Genomic DNA, 18500 nt, shown 5'->3' with positions numbered 1-18500 from the left:
TGTTTCCCTCTTTGGCGCCGGGTCATCCGCCCGACCGGCTCATCACCTGTCCGGTGCGGCCGTCGACATCGATCCAGATGACATTTCCATTGCGCAGGAACTTCAGCGTGTAAATGCCGGTTCCCGAATCGAAGTCGAAGCCGAGATAGCGGGCGCCCTGGCGCTCCATCTGCGGCACCACCCGCGCCTCGATCGCGCGGAGCGGAAGCAGACGGCCCTGCAGGCGGCCCTCACGCGCAGCCTCCTGGTCGCTGCGCCGATCCTGGGGCGCGGCGTGAACCGGGACGGCGGCGGCGAGATACGCGCCGAGACAAAGGACACCAAACATCTTCATGACGGGGATGGCATAGCCCCGCCGCGTTGAACAGCCCGTGAATGCGGCGGAAAGGTGGCTGTCAGGAACGGGCCGCCCGACAATGCTTGCCCGATGGCGTGCGCGGCCCTACCTGCCCCGGCCATGGCTGCCCCTGTCCTCTCCTATGAAAAGCTTGGCCTGATCCAGGGATCCGGCTGGCTGTTCCGCGAACTCGACATCCATATCGGTGCGCGCGATCGGCTGGCGCTGATCGGCCGCAACGGCGCGGGCAAGACAACGTTGCTCAAGCTGATCGCGGGCCAGGTCGACGCCGACGAGGGGCGACGGACGATCCAGCCGGGTACCCGCGTCGTGATGCTGGAGCAGGAGCCGCGCATGGCGGGCTGCGTCACGCTGATGGACTATGTCCTGTCGGGCGACGATGCGCCCGCGCGGCACGAGGCGGAGGCGATTGCCGACCAGCTGGGCATCGACCTGACGCGCGAGGCGGCGACCGCGTCGGGCGGCGAGCGGCGACGCGCGGCGATTGCGCGCGCGCTGGCGATGGACCCCGATGTGCTGCTGCTCGACGAGCCGACCAACCATCTCGACATCCATGCGATCGAATGGCTGGAGGAATGGCTGACCCGCTATCGCGGCGCGTTCGTGGTGATCAGCCATGACCGTACTTTCCTGACGCGGCTGACGCGGCAGACCTTGTGGCTCGACCGCGGCGCGATGCGGCGGGCGGAGGTTGGCTTTGGCGGGTTCGAGGCGTGGACCGATCAGGTCTATGCCGAGGAGCAGCGCGCGGCGGAGAAGCTCGACGCGCGGCTGAAGCTGGAGGAGCATTGGCTGCAACGCGGGGTCACCGGGCGGCGGCGGCGCAATCAGGGGCGGCTGACCAAGCTGCTGGAGATGCGGGCCGAGCGCGCGGCGATGACCGGGCCACAGGGCGCGGCGAACCTGACCACGGCGGCGGACGATTCGAAGACCAAGGTGGTGATCGACGCCAAGGGTGCCAGCAAAGCCTATGGCGACCGCACGATCATCCGCGACCTGACCCTGCGCATCACGCGCAAGGACCGGATCGGCATCGTCGGCAAGAATGGCGCGGGCAAATCCACCTTGCTCAAGCTGCTGACCGGCGAGATCGAGCCCGACAGCGGGACGGTGACGCAGGCAAGGACGATCGATCCGGTGATCATCGACCAGCAGCGCAGCCGGATGCAGCCGGACAAGACAGTGCGCGAAGTCGTCGCCGATGGCGGTGAGTGGGTCGATGTGCTGGGTGTGCGCAAGCATATCCATGGCTATCTGAAGGAGTTCCTGTTCGCGCCGGAAATGGTCGAGGCGAAAGTGGGGACGTTGTCGGGGGGCGAGCGGTCACGCCTGTTGCTCGCGCGCGAATTTGCGCGGCCGTCGAACCTGATGGTGCTGGACGAGCCGACCAACGACCTCGACCTCGAAACGCTCGACCTGTTGCAGGAAGTAATCGCCGATTATGACGGCACGGTGCTGATCGTCAGCCACGACCGCGACTTTCTCGACCGCACCGTGACGATGACGATCGGGCTCGACGGCTCGGGGACGGTCGACATGGTAGTCGGGGGCTATGCCGACTGGGAAGCCAAGCGCAAGGTGCGGACCGAGGCGAAGAAGGTGACGGCCAAGGCCGCGCCGGTCGCGGAAACGCCCAAGGCGCGGACCAAGCTGAGTTACAAGGACCAGCGCGACTACGATCTGCTGCCCAAGCGGATCGAGGAACTGGACGCTTCGATTGCGCGCGACGAGGCGGCGCTGGCCGATCCGGACCTGTACGCGAAGAACCCGAAAAAGTTCGACACGCTGATGGCGGCGATCGCCAAGGCGCGCGACGAAAAGGACGCGGCGGAATTGCGCTGGCTGGAGCTGGCGGAGATGGCCGAGGGGTTGGGATGAGGCTTTAAGCCGGCACCACCACGTCGATGGCGCGTTCGGCGACGCGCACGGTCACCGGCACGCGTGCGAGCACTTCGCCGTCGATCGAGATGCTGCGGCGGGGGCGGGCGTCGAGCTTCAGTTCGGTCCCGCGAAATTCCTCCACCAGCTTCTCGCGGCCGCGCAGGCGGAAGAAGCGCAGATACCAGTCCCAGGCCAGCCGCCACCGATTGCGGCCGGTCACGACCTGAATCATCATCTCGCCGCTTTCGACACAGGCCTCGTCGCTCATCACCACGCCGCCGTGGAACTTGCCATTGAGGATGCGGACCTCGCTCGCCCACATGCGGTGCGGGCCGCGCGCGTCGGTGACGGTTACGCGGAATGGGCGGAAGCGGGCGAAGCACCACAGCGCCCAGGCGAGATAGCCGACACGTCCCGCATATTTCTTGAGATTGTGCGGCACCGTCTTTCCAATCATCGGCGACAGGCCCATCGCGGCGGCGTTCGCGAAATAGTCGCCATCGATCATGCCGAGATCGACGCGGCGGCGCTTGCCGGCAGCGATCGTCTGGATCGCGCCGTCGAGGTCGAGCGGGATGCCGAGCGTGCGCGCGAAGCTGTTGGCGGTGCCGAGGGGGAGGACGGCGAATACGACATCCTTGCCGACAACATCGTCGACGACGCCCGACAGCGATCCGTCGCCGCCGCCGACGATCACCATGGGCGCGCCGCTGCGGATCGCGTCGCGAACGGTGTCGTCGAGCAGGTCGGGGTTCTTCACCGGATGCGCGGCGATCAGGCGGATGCCAGCCGCTTCGATCTTTTCGCGCGCAGACTCGAACAGCGCTTCGCCGCGCCGCGACTTGGCATTGACGATCAGCACGGCTTCGCGCGGGACGGGAAGAGTCATGGCGCCCCAACCCCGCAGGCGCGGCGAAGGTCCATCGCCCGATCAGTAAAGCAGTGCACGTTCGTCGATTTCGCGAAAGACGGGGAGGTCGAGCGTGGCGGTGTCGGCCCAGCCGACATGGACGACATCTTCGAAATACCAGCGGTCATGGTCGCCATCCGATTTGGAGTTGCAGCGCAACGTGACCCGCTGGCCGAAGGGCAGGCGCACGATCCACTGGTCGAGATTCGGGCGATATGGGGTGTGATTGGCGACGTTGAAGCGCAGCCAGAGATGATCGCTGCCCTCCATCCGCGTGGCGAGCGGGACGCGCCATTCCTCGATCTCGCCCAATGCGCCATAGCTGGTGACGGGCACGAAGCGGTCGCGCGCCTGATAGTCGATCCGCTGGTACCAGCCCTGCTCGCTTGCGTGCGGCGGGTCGAACGGGACTTCGCGGGGCAGCGCGTTGCGCACGCCCGACCAGGGCATGCCGCGCGCCGCCTTGTCCCAATGGATATGGACATGCTGGATCGCGAGCTGCCCCCTCACAGCCGCTTGCCGTGCCGTCCGGCGAGATCGACGACATATTGCCACGCGACGCGGCCCGAGCGGCTGCCGCGCCGGGCTGCCCAGTTGATCGCCTCCGCCGCGTCGAAGGGCAGGCCGTGGTCCGCGGCATAGGTCTGGACGATCGCGACATAGGTGTCCTGATCGATCGCGTGGAAGCCAAGGCTGAGCCCAAAGCGGTCGGCGAGCGCAAGGCTGTCGTCGATGCTGTCGCGCGGGTTGATCGCGCTCGCCTGTTCCTCGAGGTTGCGGGGGATCAGGTGGCGGCGGTTGGAGGTCACGAACAGGCGGGCATTGGCCGGGCGGGCCTCTGCTCCGCCTTCGAGCAGCGAGCGCAGCGCGCGTCCGTCCGAGGCTGCGTCGAAGCCGAGATCGTCGAGGAAGATGACGAAGGCGCGCGGGGCGTCGGCAAGCTGTGTGAACAGGGTGGGGAGCGTGTCGAGCGCATCGGCCTGTGCCTCGACCAGCGCGACGGCTCCGCCTTCGGCCTGAACGGCGGCGACCGCGGCCTTACTCAGCGCCGATTTGCCGGTACCGCGCGCGCCCCATAGCAAGGCGTCATGCGCGGGAAGACCGGCGGCAAGGCGGCGGACATTTTCGACCAACGTCGCTTTCTGGGCGTCGATCCCGACCAGTTCGGACAGCGGGAGCGGGGCGAAGGCGCGGGCGGGCTGGAGATACCCCTGATGCCAGACATAGGCGGGGTGCGCGGTCAGGTCGGGCGCGGGCGGCGGGGGCGGCGCGAGCCGTTCAAGCGCGGCGGCGATGCGGTCCAGCGGGTCGGTCATCGGCCCGAGGGCTAGGGGGTGGGGCGGGGGTTGGCAAGCTACCCCGTCGTCCCGGCCCTGAGCCGGGACCGGGCTTCCTTGCGCGCTGTCCAGAGCAAGAAAGCCCGGTCCCGGGTCAAGCCCGGGACAACGAAGAGAGGCGGGTTACGCCAGTTTCGCCAGCAGCGCCTCTGCGGCGCCCTTGTCGGTGAAGCCGGGGGTGGCGAGTGCGGCGCGGGTCTCGGTCACAGCCTCGTCCTTGCGGCCGGCATCGGCATAGGCCTGGGCGAGTTGCCAGCGCAGCATCGGGTGGCGCGGGGCGAGAGTTACGGCCTTGCGCAGCAGCTCGATCCCGCCCGCCTGATCGCCACCCTGTGCCAGCGCCCAGCCCATCGCGCCGGCAACCGCCGGGTTGCTGGGCGCGATCAGATAGGCCGCTTCGGCATAGCGCGCGGCGCGGTCGGGCTCGCCGGCTCCGGCATAGGCGAAGGCGAGTTCGGCCAGCAAAGCAGCGTCGCGATTGCCGATGCGCAGGCGGATTGCCTCCAGCGAATCGATCGCCGCGTCGAAATCGCCCGCCGCCGCCTGCCAGTGCGCCGAGAGGCGCAGCGCGGACAGGTTGAACGGGTTTTGCGACAGGAACAGCGCGAGCGTGGTCGATGCCGTCTGGCGCTGGCCCGAGCGGTCGAGTGCTTCGACCAGCCGGAGCATCGCCGGCTCGTCGAAGCGGATGCCGGCAGCGGTCTTGTACCACGCGACGGCGTCGCCGGGGCGCTTGAGCAGCATCAGCACGTCGCCGACCAGACTGGCCGATGCGGGCGCGCCGGGGTTGCGCTGAGCCACAGCCTGCGCGCGGGCGAGCGCTTCGCCGCCGCGGCCATTTTCGATCAGGCCACGCAGCAGCGGGATCAGCGTCTTGGGATCGTCGCCGCCCGCCTTGCCCGCTGCGGCGGCGAGGATCGGGAGCGAATCGTCCGAGCTGAACCAGTCGGGATTGTCGCGCACGGGAAGGGCAGCGCGGTCGAAATAGCGTGCCGCCTCGGCGCGCTCGCCGATGCGTTCATAGCCGCGCGCGACGAGCGTCAGCGCATAGGTGTCGGCGTCGCCGCGCGCGACGACCGGGCGGAGGACGTCGATGCCGTTCTTCGACGCGTCTGAGCGAAGCAAAGCGGTGGCGAGCAGCTTGCGCGCATTAATGTTCATCGGCTGCAGCGTGATCAGGGTGCGCAGCTTCTCGATCGCGCGGGCATAGGCGCCCTCTTCGAGGTCGAGCGCGCCACCGAGCAGGAGGCCGCCAGGCAGCTGGCCCACGCCGCCGCCGGCGCGGGTCAGCAGCTGGCGGGCGAGGTCGAAGCGCTGCGCGCGCGCGGCGAGCACGGCCTGAAGGTAGAGCGCCTGCGGGCTACGCGGGCGGACCTCCATCGCGCGGCGCGTGAGGTCGAGCATCGCGCGCGTCTGACCGGCATCGCCGAGCGTCGCGGCGTACTGGATCAGCGTGGCGTGGCGATAGGGATCGCGCTGCAACGCCCGGTCAAACCAGGGGAGCGCCGCGACCAGGCCGTACTGGGTGCGGACCAGCTCGCCGCGCAGCAGCAGCGCGTCGGTATTGCCCTTGTCGAGATCGACCGCCTTCGAGCTCGCCTCGATCGCGCCGACCACGTCGCCGGCGTTGAAGCGGAAGCGGCCGAGTTCGGTCCAGGCGTCGGCGCTTTGCGGGGCGAGGGTGACGGCGGCGGTGGCCGCCTCCTGCGCGGCGGCGAGGTTGCCGCCCGCGACATAGGCGCGGGTCTGGACGCGCAACGCATAGAGACGGTCGGCCTGGGGCGCCTTGCGGCTTTCGACCAGCGCGCGGCGGGGATCGCCCTGCAGCAGGATCGCGTGCGCCATCAGCGCATGGGTACGCGCCGGGGCGATGCCGCTGTCGAGCGCGCGGCGGAGCGCGGCTTCGGCGGCGACGCCTTCGTCGAGCGCGAGGTTCGCGCGGGCGAGTGCGAGATGCGCCTCGCCCCATGCCGGGTCGGCGCGGACCGCGCTGAACGCCTGGCTGCGCGCGGCCGAGGCGTTGCTGGCCTTGAGATAGGCTTCGCTGCGCGCCAGCGCCGCGCGCGCGGCGGCGGGATCGGGCCGATCGGTGATGACCGATTTGAACGCGAAGAGCGCGACCGCGAACGCGCCGAGGCACAGGCCGAACACGATGAGGCGGCGCAGCGTGACGCCGCGCCGGGCGCGTGCTTCGCCCGAACGGCGACGGCGGCGGCGGGGTTCAGGGCTGGAGGTCATAGGCCTTCATCAGGTCATAGAGGGTGGGGCGGCTGATCCCGAGCAGGCGCGCGGTGCCGGAGATATTGCCCTCCGCCCGCGCCAGTGCGTTGGCGATGGCGCGGCGGTCGGCGGCTTCGCGGATCGCCTTGAGGTTGATCGGCTCGGGGTCTTCCGCGGGCGCGAGGTCGAGATCGGCGGCGGTGACGAGCTTGCCATCGGCCATGATCGTGGCGCGCTTCACGCGGTTTTCCAGTTCGCGGACATTGCCCGGCCAGTGCCACGCGTCGATCGCGTCGAGCGCGTCGGGGGCGAAGCTCTTGGCGGGCAGCTTCATCGCGCTGGCATGTTTGTGCAGCAGATGGCGCGCGAGCAGCCCGGCGTCGCCGGGGCGTTCGGCCAGGCTGGGGATGCGCACGACGATCTCGGCGAGGCGATAGTAGAGGTCTTCGCGGAAGCTGTTCGCGGCGACCATCGCATCCACGTCCTGATGGGTGGCGCAGACGACGCGGGTGTCGACGCGGATCGGCTTGCGCCCGCCGATCCGCTCGATCACGCGTTCCTGCAGGAAGCGGAGCAGTTTGACCTGGAGCGGGAGCGGCACGTCGCCGATCTCGTCGAGGAACAGGGTGCCGCCCTGTGCCTGTTCGATCTTGCCTTCGGTCGTTTTGACCGCGCCGGTGAACGCGCCCTTTTCATGGCCGAACAGCTCGGATTCGAGCAGGGTTTCGGGGATGGCGGCGCAGTTGATCGCGACGAACGCGCCCTTGCGCCCGCTCGCTTCGTGCAGGCCGCGCGCGAGCAGTTCCTTCCCGGTGCCGCTCGCGCCGAGCAGCATGACCGAGACATCGGCGGGAGCGACGCGCTCGATCGTGCGGGTGACCTTGAGCATCTCCGGCGCGCTGGTGATGATGCCGCCGAGCGCGTTGCCGCTCTCGGCGCGCGCGGCAAGGCGGCGGTTTTCGGCTTCGAGCGCATGGACGTGAAAGGCGCGCGCGACGATCAGGCCGAGCGCGTCGATGTCGATCGGCTTCTGGTAAAAGTCCCACGCGCCCATCGCGATGGCGCGCAGCATCGATTCATGCGCGCCATGGCCCGAGGCGACGATCACCTTGGTATCGGGCTTGAGTGCCAGAATGGCTTCGAGCACCGCGAACCCCTCACTGGTCCCATCGGGATCGGGCGGGAGGCCGAGATCGAGCGTGACCACCGCCGGCTCCTCGGCGCGGAGGAGGGCGATGGCGCCTTCACGGTCGCTCGCGGGCAGGATCTGATAGCCCTCATAGGCCCAGCGCAGCTGCCGCTGCAGGCCGGGATCGTCCTCCACGATCAGCAATTTGGGGAGCGGGGCGGGCTTGTCGGTCATGCGGCGTTTCCGAGGGCGTTGGTGTCGGCGCGGGCTGCGCGCAGGGCGACGCGGAAGCGGCTGCCACGCCCCTCCGCGCTGGAGACGTCGAGCCGTCCGCCCATTTCCTCGGCCAGCTTGCGCGCTTCGAACGCGCCGATGCCGAAGCCGCCGGATTTGGACGAGACGAAGGGGCGGAACAGCTTGTCGCGGATGAAGGCGGGCGACATGCCGCAGCCGCGGTCGATCACGTCGATCGCGACCGCATCGCCCAGTTCCACGATTGCGAGGGTCACCCGCGCTTCGGGCGCGCTGGCGTCGATGGCATTCTGAACGAGGTGGCCGAGCAGGGTTTCGAGGCGGGCGGGGTCGGCGATCGCGATCGGGTCGCCCTTGCTCACCACCTCGACCGGATGGGTCGCTTCGCGGCTGCGCGCGATGCGGCGGAGCAGCGGGACCAGCGGCATGGCGACCGGCGGTTCGTTGCGGGCGCGATGATGCTGGGACAGGCGCGCGAGCAGGTCATTCATGCGGCCGGCCGAATCCTGCAGCGTCGCGACCATGTCGGCGCGGAATGCGGGATTGTCGGCATGGCGTTCGGCATTGCGCGCGACCAGGGTGAGCTGGCTCACCAGATTCTTGATGTCGTGCATGATGAAGGCGAAGCGGCGGTTGAACTCGTCGAACCGTTCGGCTTCGGCCAGCGCCTCCTGCGCGCGTTCCTCGGCGATATGGCTGGCGACCTGACGACCTGCGGCCTTGAGCAGGTCGAAGTCCTCCCAATCGAGTGCGCGCGGTACCGGCGGGCGGGCAAGGACGATCACCCCGGCCAGCTTCTGCTGGTGCGGCAGCGGCACTACCACCCATGCCTGGGCCCAGGCGCGAATCGATGGCGGCACCGCATCGGCGCCCGCGCCGGTGTCGAGCTCGACCACCAGCGCCGGATCGACGCGGTCGCGCTGCCAGCTCTCGCCGTAGGCAGCGGGCAGGTCGGCGCGCGCGATGTTCCAGCCGGCACCGACGGTGAAGCTGTTGCCCTGGGGCAGCAGCAATACGCCGGCGGGGGAGTCGGTGAGGTCGGCGAGCGCCTTGACGATGCGTTCGTCGAGCGTTGCCGCCCCGTCGGGCTCGCCCAGCGTTCCGGTGAAGCGCATCCATTCGGCGCGATAGTCGTAGCGGTGGCGGAAGAAATGCTTGGCGAGTTTCACCTTGGTCCACGCGCGCAGCCACGAGCTTGAGATCAGCGTGAGGATCGCGGCGGTGGACCCGAACACGAAGGCGGTCTGGAGCAGGCGCGCATTGGGTCCGCCGATCGCGGCGAGCGCGCTGGTGGCGGCGGCGAGCAGCGCGACATAGACGCCGATCGCGATCAGGGTCAGCGCCTGGTAGATGACGGTACGCGACATCTGCACGGGCCGGTCGCCGCGCTGTTGCAGCCCGGCGGCGATGGCCATGGCGATGATTGCCATGGCAAAGCCGCGCACTGCGATCAGCTGGAGCGGCCAGCGCTCGACCAGCCAGGCGACGGCGAGCAGGTTGATGTCGACCAGCCACATCGCGCCGAGCGCGAGGATCACGGGGCGCACCGCATGGCTCTGACGCGGGGCAAGCGCGCTGTGCAGACCCTGGACCAGCAGCAGTGCCGCGACGGTCGCGAGCATCTTGAGCAGCAGGGCAGCGTCGAGCATCGGGCGGGGCAGATCGCCCGCAGCGCTGGTGAAGATGTCCAGCGTCGCGGCCATCAGGATCACGACCGCGACGACCCCGAAAACGGTGCCGATGGCGGCAGGTGGACGCTCGATCGCACCGCTGCGGTAGAGCGCGACCATGAAGCCAAACCAGGCGAGGTTGCGCGCGCCGGCGGCGATCTGGGTGACGAGGTCGCTCTCGCCGATCCCGGCAACTGCGAGCGCCCAGAGCGCGGTGACGCCCAGCGCCGCGACGAGCGGGAGGCGCGGCATCGCCGCCGGGTCGCTGCGCAGCGCCCATAGCCCCATCGCGCCGAACAACAGGGCGGCAAGCGCATGGCCCCAGAGGATCAGCGTCGCGAGCATCGAATTACCGCGCCCCGTCCGGGAACAGGACCACGCGCAATGTCTGGAGCAGGATCAGCAGGTCGAGGAAGGGCGAATAGTTCTTCGCGTAATAGAGGTCATATTCCAGCTTCTGCCGGCTGTCCTCGATCGACGCGCCATAGGGATAGTTGATCTGCGCCCAGCCGGTGATGCCGGGCTTCACCATGTGGCGCTCGGCATAATAGGGCAGCTGCTGTTCCAGATCCTCGACGAATTGCGGGCGTTCGGGGCGCGGGCCGACGAAGCTCATCTCGCCCTTCAGCACGCTCCAGCATTGCGGCAGCTCGTCGATCCGCACCTTGCGGATGAAGCTGCCGACGCGGGTGATGCGCGGGTCGTCCTTTTCGGCCCAGACGGCCTTGCCCGCGACTTCGGCATCCTGCCGCATCGAGCGCAGCTTGATGATGTCGAAACCCTGACCGTACAGGCCGACGCGGCGCTGGCGGTAGAAGGCGGGGCCCTTGCTCTCCAGCTTCACCGCGAGCGCGCCGAGCAGGATCACCGGCAGCGTGAGTGCCAGCAGTATCAGGCTGGCGGCGATGTCGAACAGGCGCTTGAACATGCTCGACAACATCCGACCGGAGGAGAATCCGTCGGAGAAGATCAGCCAGCTGGGGTTGACCGATTGCAGGTCGACGCGGCCGGTTTCGCGCTCGAGGAAGGTCGAGATCTCGTTGACGTGCACGCCGGTGGTCTTGATCCGCAGCAGATCCTTGAGCGGGAGCGCGTTGCGGCGTTCTTCGAGCGCCAGCACCACTTCGCTCGCGTTGAGCAGCACGACATGGTCGGCGAGGTTGTAGATCGCGTCGCGCGCGATCGCCTCCGGGATCACGCGGTTCGCCTCGCTCATCGAGACATAGCCGACGACGACGAAGCCCGATCCGGGTTTCTTGGACAGGACTTTGAGCCGTTCCGCGCGCGGGCCGGCGCCGAGCACGACGACGCGACGCTTGAACACCTGACTGCCCAGCGTCTTGCCGAGCAGGATGCGCAGCGCGAACAGTGCGACGAACGATGCAAGCATCGCGTAGAGCAGGTTCGAGCGCCAGAAGGTGAGCGCCGGGACCAGGAAGAAGATCACCGACAGGAAGATCGTGCCGAGCGACACGGCAACCAGCAGTCGCGCGGTCGCAACGCGGTTCGACTGGAGCGAGTCCGCGCCATAGACTCCCACGGCGATCATCGCGAGTTCGAGGCTGGCCACGAAGCTGAGCATCTGGGGGATGCGGGTCACGATCGGTTCGACCGCCATCCCGATCTGATGTGCGCGATAGATCCAGCCGAACTCGGCCGCGGCGAACAGCAGCACGATGTCGAACAGCGCCAGCAGCAGCACCGCGTTCGGGATATAGTGTTTGAACAGGCGGATCATGATGGCTCAACCCTAAAGCGCGCGTGTAAACAAATCCGACACTGGCCCCCATGTCGGTGAAATTGACGAAGAAATGCTGAACGGCGGAAACTGCGCGCCAGATAAGTGTTTGGGAGTGCAGCCCGTGCGGCCTATTGCTATCGCGCGTCGGGGGATTTGAAGGGCAATCAATGAGCGAGCATGAAGCGATCGTCCCGGTCATCCTGTCGGGTGGATCGGGCACCCGGCTATGGCCGATGTCGCGGCCCGAACGGCCCAAGCAGATGCTGGCGCTGACCGCCGACGAGACGATGCTGCAACTGACCGCGCAGCGCGCGCCGACGGAGGCGGGGTTCGGCGCGCCGATCGTGGTCGCCAATGCGTTGCATGCCGACATGATCGAGCAGCAGCTGGGCGGGACGGATGCGATCCGTGCGATGATCCTGGAGCCGATGGGCCGCAACACCGCGCCTGCGATTGCATTGGCGGCGCTGGCGGTCGATGGCAGCGCGCCGCTGCTGGTGATGCCGTCCGACCACGTCATCGCCGACATCCCGGCCTTCCATGCCGCGATCGAGGCGGCGCTGCCCGCCGTGCGCGACGGGTGGATGGCGACGTTCGGGATCAGCCCCGATCATCCCGAAACCGGCTATGGCTATATCCGCGTCGGCGAGGCGATTGGAGAGGGCATCCACCGCGTCGCCCGCTTCGTCGAAAAGCCCGAGCGCGCGGCGGCCGAGGCGATGGTCGCGAGCGGCGACCATGTGTGGAACGGCGGCATCTTCCTGTTCCGCGCCGATGTGTTCGTCGATGCGCTGGCCGAGTTCGCGCCGGAGATGCTGGCGGCGGCGCGCGCGGCGATGGACCGGGCGGTGCGGGAGGGCAATCGCATCCTGCCCGATGCCGCCGAATTCGCGCGCTCGCCGTCCGACTCGATCGACTATGCCGTGATGGAAAAGGCGTCGAAGGTCGCGGTGGTCCCGGTGCGCATGGGCTGGTCCGATGTCGGCAGCTGGGACGCGCTCCACGCAATCAGCGCCTGCGACGCCAGCAACAATGCCTGTCGCGGCGATGTGGTGGCGATCGACACGGCGAATTGCCTGGTACGCGCGGGCGAAGGCAAGAAAGTTGCGCTGGTCGGTGTGTCCGACCTGATCGTGGTGGTCGATGGCGACGATGTGCTGATCCTGCCGCGCGGGCGTAGCCAGGAGGTCAAGCGCGTATTGGCGGCGATGAAGGACGGAACCTGAGTGTGTTTCAGCTTCGCTGAAGCGGCACCGCACCGCGCTTTAGCGCGGTACGAAGACAATCGCGACTCCGTCGAGCGGTCGTGCCTGAAAGATCAGCGGGGCGGGGACGCGTTCGTTGTCGATGAGGATGTAAAGGCGGCCCGGCACCACCTCACCGCCGCGGAAGCGATCGGTTTCGGCCTGTTGCCGGGCGGCGCTGCTGTGCGAAACGCGGGCGACATAGACGCTGCGCACGGGTACCCCGGCCTTGACGGCGCGCCAGGCAATTTCCTGAAAATGGCCCAGCCCCTTGGTCACGTCGCCGGGGATGAAGGCGATGTCGTCGGCCTGGGCGATCAACTGGTCCCATTCGGGCGAGGGCGTGCGGACATAGAGCGGGGCGCGGCGGGCCTCCGCCGTTTGCGCCCGGATCGCGGCGGACATGGGCACGAGGTCGGCCACCTGTACGACGACCGCCGCGATCAGCGCGAGCCGGGCGGTCCGCTCCGGCAGGCGATAGATCACCCGCAGCGCGACCAACACCAGCACATAGGCGACCGGCCAGAATAGCCGCCCCGAGGCGCGAACGGCATCGAGCGCGTTGGCGATCTCGACCGGCAGATGCAGGCGCGGGAGCATATGGCCGGCGATATCGGGGTAAGTGCTGACCGCGAGCAGGGTGAGCACGACCAGCGCCGGGACCAGCCAGCGATAGCGCGACAGGCTGTCCGGCGCGTCGGGCACGGGGCGGGGCAGGCGCCGCGCGAGGATCGCGGCGGTGGGGAGCAGCAGCAGCAGGCCGAGGCCGAGATACTGGAGCCCCTCGAACCCGCGCCCGGGACGCTGTTCGATCGCTGGCAGGAAGGTCGAATAACTGTCCACGCCAGGGTTCCACAGCGCGTCGAGCGGCATGGCGAAGGCGCCGTAATTGCCCGAGGACTGGAAGTCGCCGAACACGCCGAGGGCCCAGGCGATGGCGAGCACCATGGCGACCATCGCCGCGCCCTCACCAAGCAGACGCGGCAGGGCGCTGCGATCCTTGCCCAGCCGCTCCAACATCGCGCTCGCCCAGATCGCGCCGACCATCACCAGCAGATAACTGTGCACCAATGTCGTCAGCGCGATCAGCACCGCCCAGCCGCGATTGGACGCCGACCGCTGCGGATCGTCGAACCGCCACAGCGCCCACAGGATCAGCCAATGCGCCATCAAATTTACATGGACGACGCGATTGAACAGGGTCGGCAGCGCGGCAAGCAGCAACACGCCGCACCACAGGGTAACCGGGCCGGGCGCATAGCGACGGAGCAGCAGCCACGCGAAAAGAACCTGCAGGAACAAGCAGGCGAGCAGCCACCAACCGATCAGCTGCGCATCGTCGGGCAGCGCCCATTGCAGCAGGAAGCCGAGCGCGGAGAGTAGCGGGTTGCTGTCGGTGAACAGCAGCGGCGTCCCCTCCGGCGCGCCGAGCAGGCCGGTGCGCAGAAAGCCGGGGGCGGGATCGTGCAACCACGCGTGCAGGCCCAGCGCATTCTCGCCATTGTCGGTGCCGCGCAGCAGCCAGCCGACATTGCCGATGTCGAGGATCTGCCAGTGAAAGAAGACGCCGAACAGCGCGAGCGGCAACAGGATCAGAGGCAAGCGGTGATCGGCGGCGCGCATGCTCGGGCTATAGGTCGCGCTGCCCGGAGCGACCAGTGTCAGTGGCCGAATCGACGAAAAAGCGCTTTGGCAGCGGTGGTTGCTCCGGCCGCCAGTCCGCTCAGGCTGTAAGGGTTGAACAGCCGCAGCCGGTGGCGCACGCGGCGCTCGTCCATCCACTCGGCCTTGTAACCCTCATCGCCATTGCCATAATCGATCAGGTCGGGCCGGTCGTGATCGAGGACGTGCCGGAACATCGCATGCGACAGCAAGGTGCCGGGCGAGTTGGCGCGCTCGCTTTCGAGATGCGCCAGCTTGTGGATCGTTGCGACCCCGTTCTCAACGGTCCAGAATTGCCCGGCGACCGGCTGTCCATCGCGCCGCGCGATGCCGAGACGCAGCGTGCCGGCCGCACCCTCCTGCTCGGCAAAGGCCCGGACAAAGGCGGGCGAGCCCTCATTCGGCTTCCAGCTGCCGGCATAGACCGTTTCATATGCGGCCCAGGCATCGGCATCGAAACGGTCGAAGATCTGCGTTTCGACCGGGCTGCTCTTCGCGCGTCGGCGCACCGTGTTGCGCAACTTCGACCCGCGCCGCGCCCAATAGGCGTCGAAATCAAGTCCGGCCGTATGCGCAATCCAATGCGCGGTCTCGACCCGCGCGATCGCAATCCAGCCCTGCGCACGGAACGCGCTTTGCACTTCGGCGCAGACCTCGGGCTCCAGCGGCCAGAGCGCCAGCGCGCCGAAGCGCTTGCCCACCTGCCGTGCGATCGTTGCGAGGAGCGTCGCGCGCACATCTTCCGGACAGCCCGGCGTGGACATCGGCGCAAAGGCGAGCGTGTACCAGCTCGCGAGGCTGCGCGCGCGGCCCGCACCGCCGTCGCGCAATGGCAGCCACAAAGCGTGCGGGCCGACACGCGCCGACGCGATCGCAATCGGCGTGTCGGGCCAGAGGTGCTGAGCGGTCAGCGTGAGCCAGTCGAGCCGGTCGTAATGGCCGCGCTGAAACGGGCGGTCGAGCATCCCCGCCGACTCGCGGGCGAGCGCGTCGATCGAACCGAGCATCCGCGCGCCGGGGGCTGCTGCGGCCTCGATCAGCGGGAAGTGCGCTGTCATTCGGCGTGACCGGTGATGCGTCGCGCCTTCTGAATTCCGCGCCAGGCGATCGATTTGATATGGTTCTGCTGCGGGAAGCGCGCGGGCATCGCGGGCTGCAACCCCGCCTTGCGCAGCAGGCGGTTGAGCGCATGGGCGTCCGCCTCGCGATAGCTCCATTCGGAGCGCCAGGTGACCGAGAGCGAGATCGACATGGCGTCGCCATTCTGCACCCAGTGCGGCGCCTTGACCGGCACGTAGAGCGCGTCGCCCGGCGTGAGGCGCAGCGGTGTGCCCTTCTTGGCGAAGCTGTCGTGGAAGGGCAGGTTGCGGTGGCCGCCCTCATGGAACGCCTCCTGCAGCGCGCCGGGCACCAGTTCGGGGTCGGCGGCGGGGAAGACCGTCATCACCTTTTCCCCGCGCAGCTGCATCAGAATATTGTGCTCGGGATCGATATGGAACGGGGTTACCGCGCCGGGCGAAGAGACAAAGATGAACGCCTCACGCTTCAGCATGGCACCGGTACTGCGCGCGACGAGCGGCTCAATCTCATCGAGCACGGTGTCCAGCAACGCGCGGTAAAGCGGGTCCTGATCGACGAACTTCAGCACCATCCACGACCCGTTCTGTTCGATCGAGCGGATCGTTTCCTCGACCGACAGGCCGTTGCTCTTCAGTTCCGACGGATCGATCCCGACCGGGATGTGGGCGAGATTCTGTTCGACATCGACCGGGCGGATCCGCTGCGACAGCGCGACGAGTGCGTCGAGTTCGAACAGCGGATGGCCGCACAGATGGTGGCCGAACACGCCCGGGCGCTCCGGATAGAGCACGGAGAATGCGGTGCGCGAATCGGTGTCGAAGATCGGGGTCATGCGTCGCTCTCCACGGTGGGAACGGGGCGGGAGGCGCGCAGCGCGCGCAGGGCGGCTGCGCCCTGTTCGAGCGCGCGTGCCGCAGTGAACAGGGCGCGACGGCGTGCTCCGGCAAGCGGGACCGAGACGCGGACGATCGCACGGCGCTCGCCCCACAGGCTGTTGATCATCGGATGATTCTCGACCGCGCAGCTGTCCATCCAGGCGATGTCGCCGCGCGCCAGCAGCTGGAGATTGTCGATCTGCAGCAGCACGCCGGGGGAAAAGCGCGACAGGCGCTCGTCGAACGCAGTCTTGAACGAAAAGGCGCCGGGCGGGGCGAGCAAATTGACCAGCATCGCGATCGCCGCGCCGTCCAGATCGATGCGGATCATGTCGAGCTTGCCCGCGCGATGCGCGCCGGTCACGACATCGCGGAAAAAGGCGCGGGTTTCGGGCGTGCAGGCGAGCGCTGAGCCAGCAGCGCCCTTCCATCCGGCACGTTCGAGCGCAAGGAAGGCGTCGATCCAGTCCGGCAGCGAGTCGCCCGGTGTCAGGCGGCGCGTTTCGACCACGCCCTGCTCGAGCAAGCGCGAGCGCAGCCGACCCAGTTCCTTGCGCTTCTTCTTGCGCACCGTGGCGGCGTAATATGCGTCGGGCGACAGATCGGTCGCCAGCATCGCCCGTTCGATCCGGTGCACGGTGTCGCACGGTCGCCCGAGGGCCTGCGCTGCATCGACCAGCGCGCGATGCACGGGGCCGTGCTCGACCAGCCCGCTGACATGGAGCAGCGCGCCGGCGTCGCGAGTCGCATCGAGTGCGGAGAGAATCGCGGTCCACGCCGCGACTTCATGCCCTTGCCGGAGCAACGGCGCGCCGAGGAAACGATGGTAATGCGCCCAATTCTCGACGTGGCGCAGCGGGATGCGGCCGTATCGGGTGGCGGGGACGATCGGCATCAGCCCGATCATCTGCCCGCCGCGACGGACCCGCAACAGGCGCATGTCTGGCGGAGCGAGGTGCCGACTCGCCTCCGCGAACCAGCGTTCGGCGAATGCATCCGGCTCGGCGACGTGGCGGGCGAGCGCGTCCCATTCGGCTGCAAAGGCGGCATCGGGGTCGCCCAGCGCCGCGATCTCGACCTGAGTCGCGGTCGCGATGGCGCACAGCGCATCGGGCGCAGGCGCGTGTCCGCCGCCCGTGTCGATGGCCGTCACCGCGTTCATCGCCGCTCCTGAAGGGTCTGGGTCACGCGCATGGCGTAATGACGAAGCGTTAAATTTCCCCAATCGCGCGGCGCCCGCGCAGATCGAACCTGAAGAGGTGATCGGGCGGGCAGCGGTGTAATCGGATCGTGTCGATTACTTCGCTTTGGGTAGCAATATCCTGCCCGAACCTGAGCGCTATTCCGACAGCAATCCCGCCCCGGCAGCCCGCGACTCGCGGAATCATCGCATTTATTACACGCGCGCCACGACAAGTTGAGATTGATTCGCGAATAGGGCGGTTGCGCCAATAGGGATGATCTATTTTCAGAAATCTGCGGATAGCCTGCAAATGACCGCAATATGGCAAATGAAGGGCAAATATTGATGGCGATGCTTGAGCAAAAAATGGGTCAATACAATCCAATTTAATTCGAACTATACATATCAAATCGGATTCAGATTTGTAGTTTTGCGAGTTGTAGATTCTCGGATCGTAGAATCCCGATATCGCTGATTAACCACGAATCGAGGGACAAGGTGCTTATTGAGGCGGTGAGTCGAGCACAGGGGATGGGTATGCGTAGCGTTGCTTCTGAAGGCGTTCAAACGGCTCCAATGGGCGGGCGTGCTTCACCTTGGTCGCCTTCGTCTGCGGCGATCGGGCGCAGCCTGTTTGCACCGACCGATGGTCGCTTCGCCCCGGCGCCGCAGGCGCGCCCGTCGCGACCGCTGGGGGGCTTTGTTCCCTATGCCGGGCATTGCATCGTTCCGGTCAAGACCAATGGCCTGGTCCGTCTTCCTTCCTTCGTGCGCCGCAATGTGAGCAGCGAGGGGCCGAGCATCTTCCTTGGTCTGCACGCGTCCCAGAACTGCCTGGTCGGTTCGAGCGTGCGCTGGTGGCAGCAGCTGACGATGAGCTGCGACAGCCATCGCCTCGACGGCGCCGATGCGGCGGAACGGCGCGACATCCCGCCACCGCCCGCACGCGCCGGCTGTT

The 18500-nt window shown here is 67.8% G+C and carries 14 protein-coding genes; 2 read left to right on the top strand and 12 right to left on the bottom strand.

What is annotated here, in order from left to right; translation table 11 throughout:
- Positions 1-22: 22 nt before the first annotated feature.
- Positions 23-334 (bottom strand): hypothetical protein, encoded by a 312-nt coding sequence (locus tag ACO05N_RS01380; protein ID WP_422055417.1) that lies wholly within the window; start codon positions 332-334, stop codon positions 23-25.
- A 123-nt stretch (positions 335-457) separates the two neighbouring features.
- Here ACO05N_RS01380 and ACO05N_RS01375 point away from each other — a divergent pair, with 123 nt between their 5' ends.
- Positions 458-2236, top strand: a complete 1779-nt coding sequence (locus ACO05N_RS01375) for an ABC-F family ATP-binding cassette domain-containing protein (RefSeq protein ID WP_422055416.1) — start codon at positions 458-460, stop codon at positions 2234-2236.
- A gap of 4 nt (positions 2237-2240) precedes the next feature.
- Here the strand turns inward: ACO05N_RS01375 and ACO05N_RS01370 are convergent, their stop codons facing one another.
- The 7 genes from ACO05N_RS01370 to ACO05N_RS01340 form a co-directional block, all read right to left on the bottom strand.
- Positions 2241-3128, bottom strand: coding sequence for a diacylglycerol/lipid kinase family protein (locus ACO05N_RS01370; RefSeq protein WP_422055415.1), 888 nt, complete (start codon positions 3126-3128; stop codon positions 2241-2243).
- 42 nt (positions 3129-3170) lie between these two features.
- The gene (locus ACO05N_RS01365) at positions 3171-3659 is read right to left on the bottom strand and encodes a hypothetical protein (RefSeq protein ID WP_422055414.1); all 489 of its coding nucleotides are present in this window, start codon (positions 3657-3659) and stop codon (positions 3171-3173) included.
- Entirely contained in the window at positions 3656-4465 is an 810-nt protein-coding gene (locus ACO05N_RS01360; protein WP_422055413.1) for an ATP-binding protein, read from the bottom strand. The genes ACO05N_RS01365 and ACO05N_RS01360 overlap by 4 nt, the downstream gene beginning before the upstream one ends.
- 144 nt (positions 4466-4609) lie before the next feature.
- Positions 4610-6724 (bottom strand): tetratricopeptide repeat protein, encoded by a 2115-nt coding sequence (locus tag ACO05N_RS01355; RefSeq protein ID WP_422055412.1) that lies wholly within the window; start codon positions 6722-6724, stop codon positions 4610-4612.
- Positions 6708-8069 (bottom strand): PEP-CTERM-box response regulator transcription factor, encoded by a 1362-nt coding sequence (gene prsR / locus ACO05N_RS01350; RefSeq protein ID WP_422055411.1) that lies wholly within the window; start codon positions 8067-8069, stop codon positions 6708-6710. The genes ACO05N_RS01355 and prsR overlap by 17 nt, the downstream gene beginning before the upstream one ends.
- On the bottom strand, positions 8066-10102 hold the full coding sequence (gene prsK / locus ACO05N_RS01345) for an XrtA/PEP-CTERM system histidine kinase PrsK (RefSeq protein ID WP_422055410.1): 2037 nt from the start codon (positions 10100-10102) through the stop codon (positions 8066-8068). Before prsK ends, prsR begins: the two co-directional genes overlap by 4 nt.
- Before the next feature lie 4 nt (positions 10103-10106).
- Positions 10107-11495, bottom strand: a complete 1389-nt coding sequence (locus tag ACO05N_RS01340) for a TIGR03013 family XrtA/PEP-CTERM system glycosyltransferase (RefSeq protein ID WP_422055409.1) — start codon at positions 11493-11495, stop codon at positions 10107-10109.
- Between the two features lie 170 nt (positions 11496-11665).
- Between ACO05N_RS01340 and ACO05N_RS01335 the strand changes: the two genes are divergently transcribed.
- Complete coding sequence (locus ACO05N_RS01335) at positions 11666-12724, top strand: mannose-1-phosphate guanylyltransferase/mannose-6-phosphate isomerase (protein ID WP_422055408.1); 1059 nt, start codon at positions 11666-11668, stop codon at positions 12722-12724.
- A gap of 39 nt (positions 12725-12763) precedes the next feature.
- On the opposite strand, the gene ACO05N_RS01330 is transcribed toward ACO05N_RS01335, so the two are convergent.
- From ACO05N_RS01330 to ACO05N_RS01315, 4 genes are read right to left on the bottom strand one after another with little or no spacing between them, the layout of a single operon-like run.
- Positions 12764-14365 (bottom strand): DUF6311 domain-containing protein, encoded by a 1602-nt coding sequence (locus ACO05N_RS01330; protein WP_422055407.1) that lies wholly within the window; start codon positions 14363-14365, stop codon positions 12764-12766.
- A 38-nt stretch (positions 14366-14403) separates the two neighbouring features.
- On the bottom strand, positions 14404-15462 hold the full coding sequence (locus ACO05N_RS01325; protein ID WP_422055406.1) for a GNAT family N-acetyltransferase: 1059 nt from the start codon (positions 15460-15462) through the stop codon (positions 14404-14406).
- Positions 15459-16316, bottom strand: a complete 858-nt coding sequence (locus ACO05N_RS01320; RefSeq protein WP_422055405.1) for a cupin-like domain-containing protein — start codon at positions 16314-16316, stop codon at positions 15459-15461. The genes ACO05N_RS01325 and ACO05N_RS01320 overlap by 4 nt, the downstream gene beginning before the upstream one ends.
- Positions 16313-17521, bottom strand: coding sequence for a GNAT family N-acetyltransferase (locus tag ACO05N_RS01315; protein ID WP_422055404.1), 1209 nt, complete (start codon positions 17519-17521; stop codon positions 16313-16315). The genes ACO05N_RS01320 and ACO05N_RS01315 overlap by 4 nt, the downstream gene beginning before the upstream one ends.
- Positions 17522-18500: the final 979 nt, after the last annotated feature.

Origin of the sequence: Sphingomonas sp. (assembly GCF_965227385.1) — a bacterium.
Taxonomy (GTDB): Bacteria; Pseudomonadota; Alphaproteobacteria; order Sphingomonadales; family Sphingomonadaceae; genus Sphingomonas.
The sequence above is the reverse complement of the archived record's forward strand: the minus strand, read 5'-3'. Positions and strand labels throughout refer to the sequence as shown.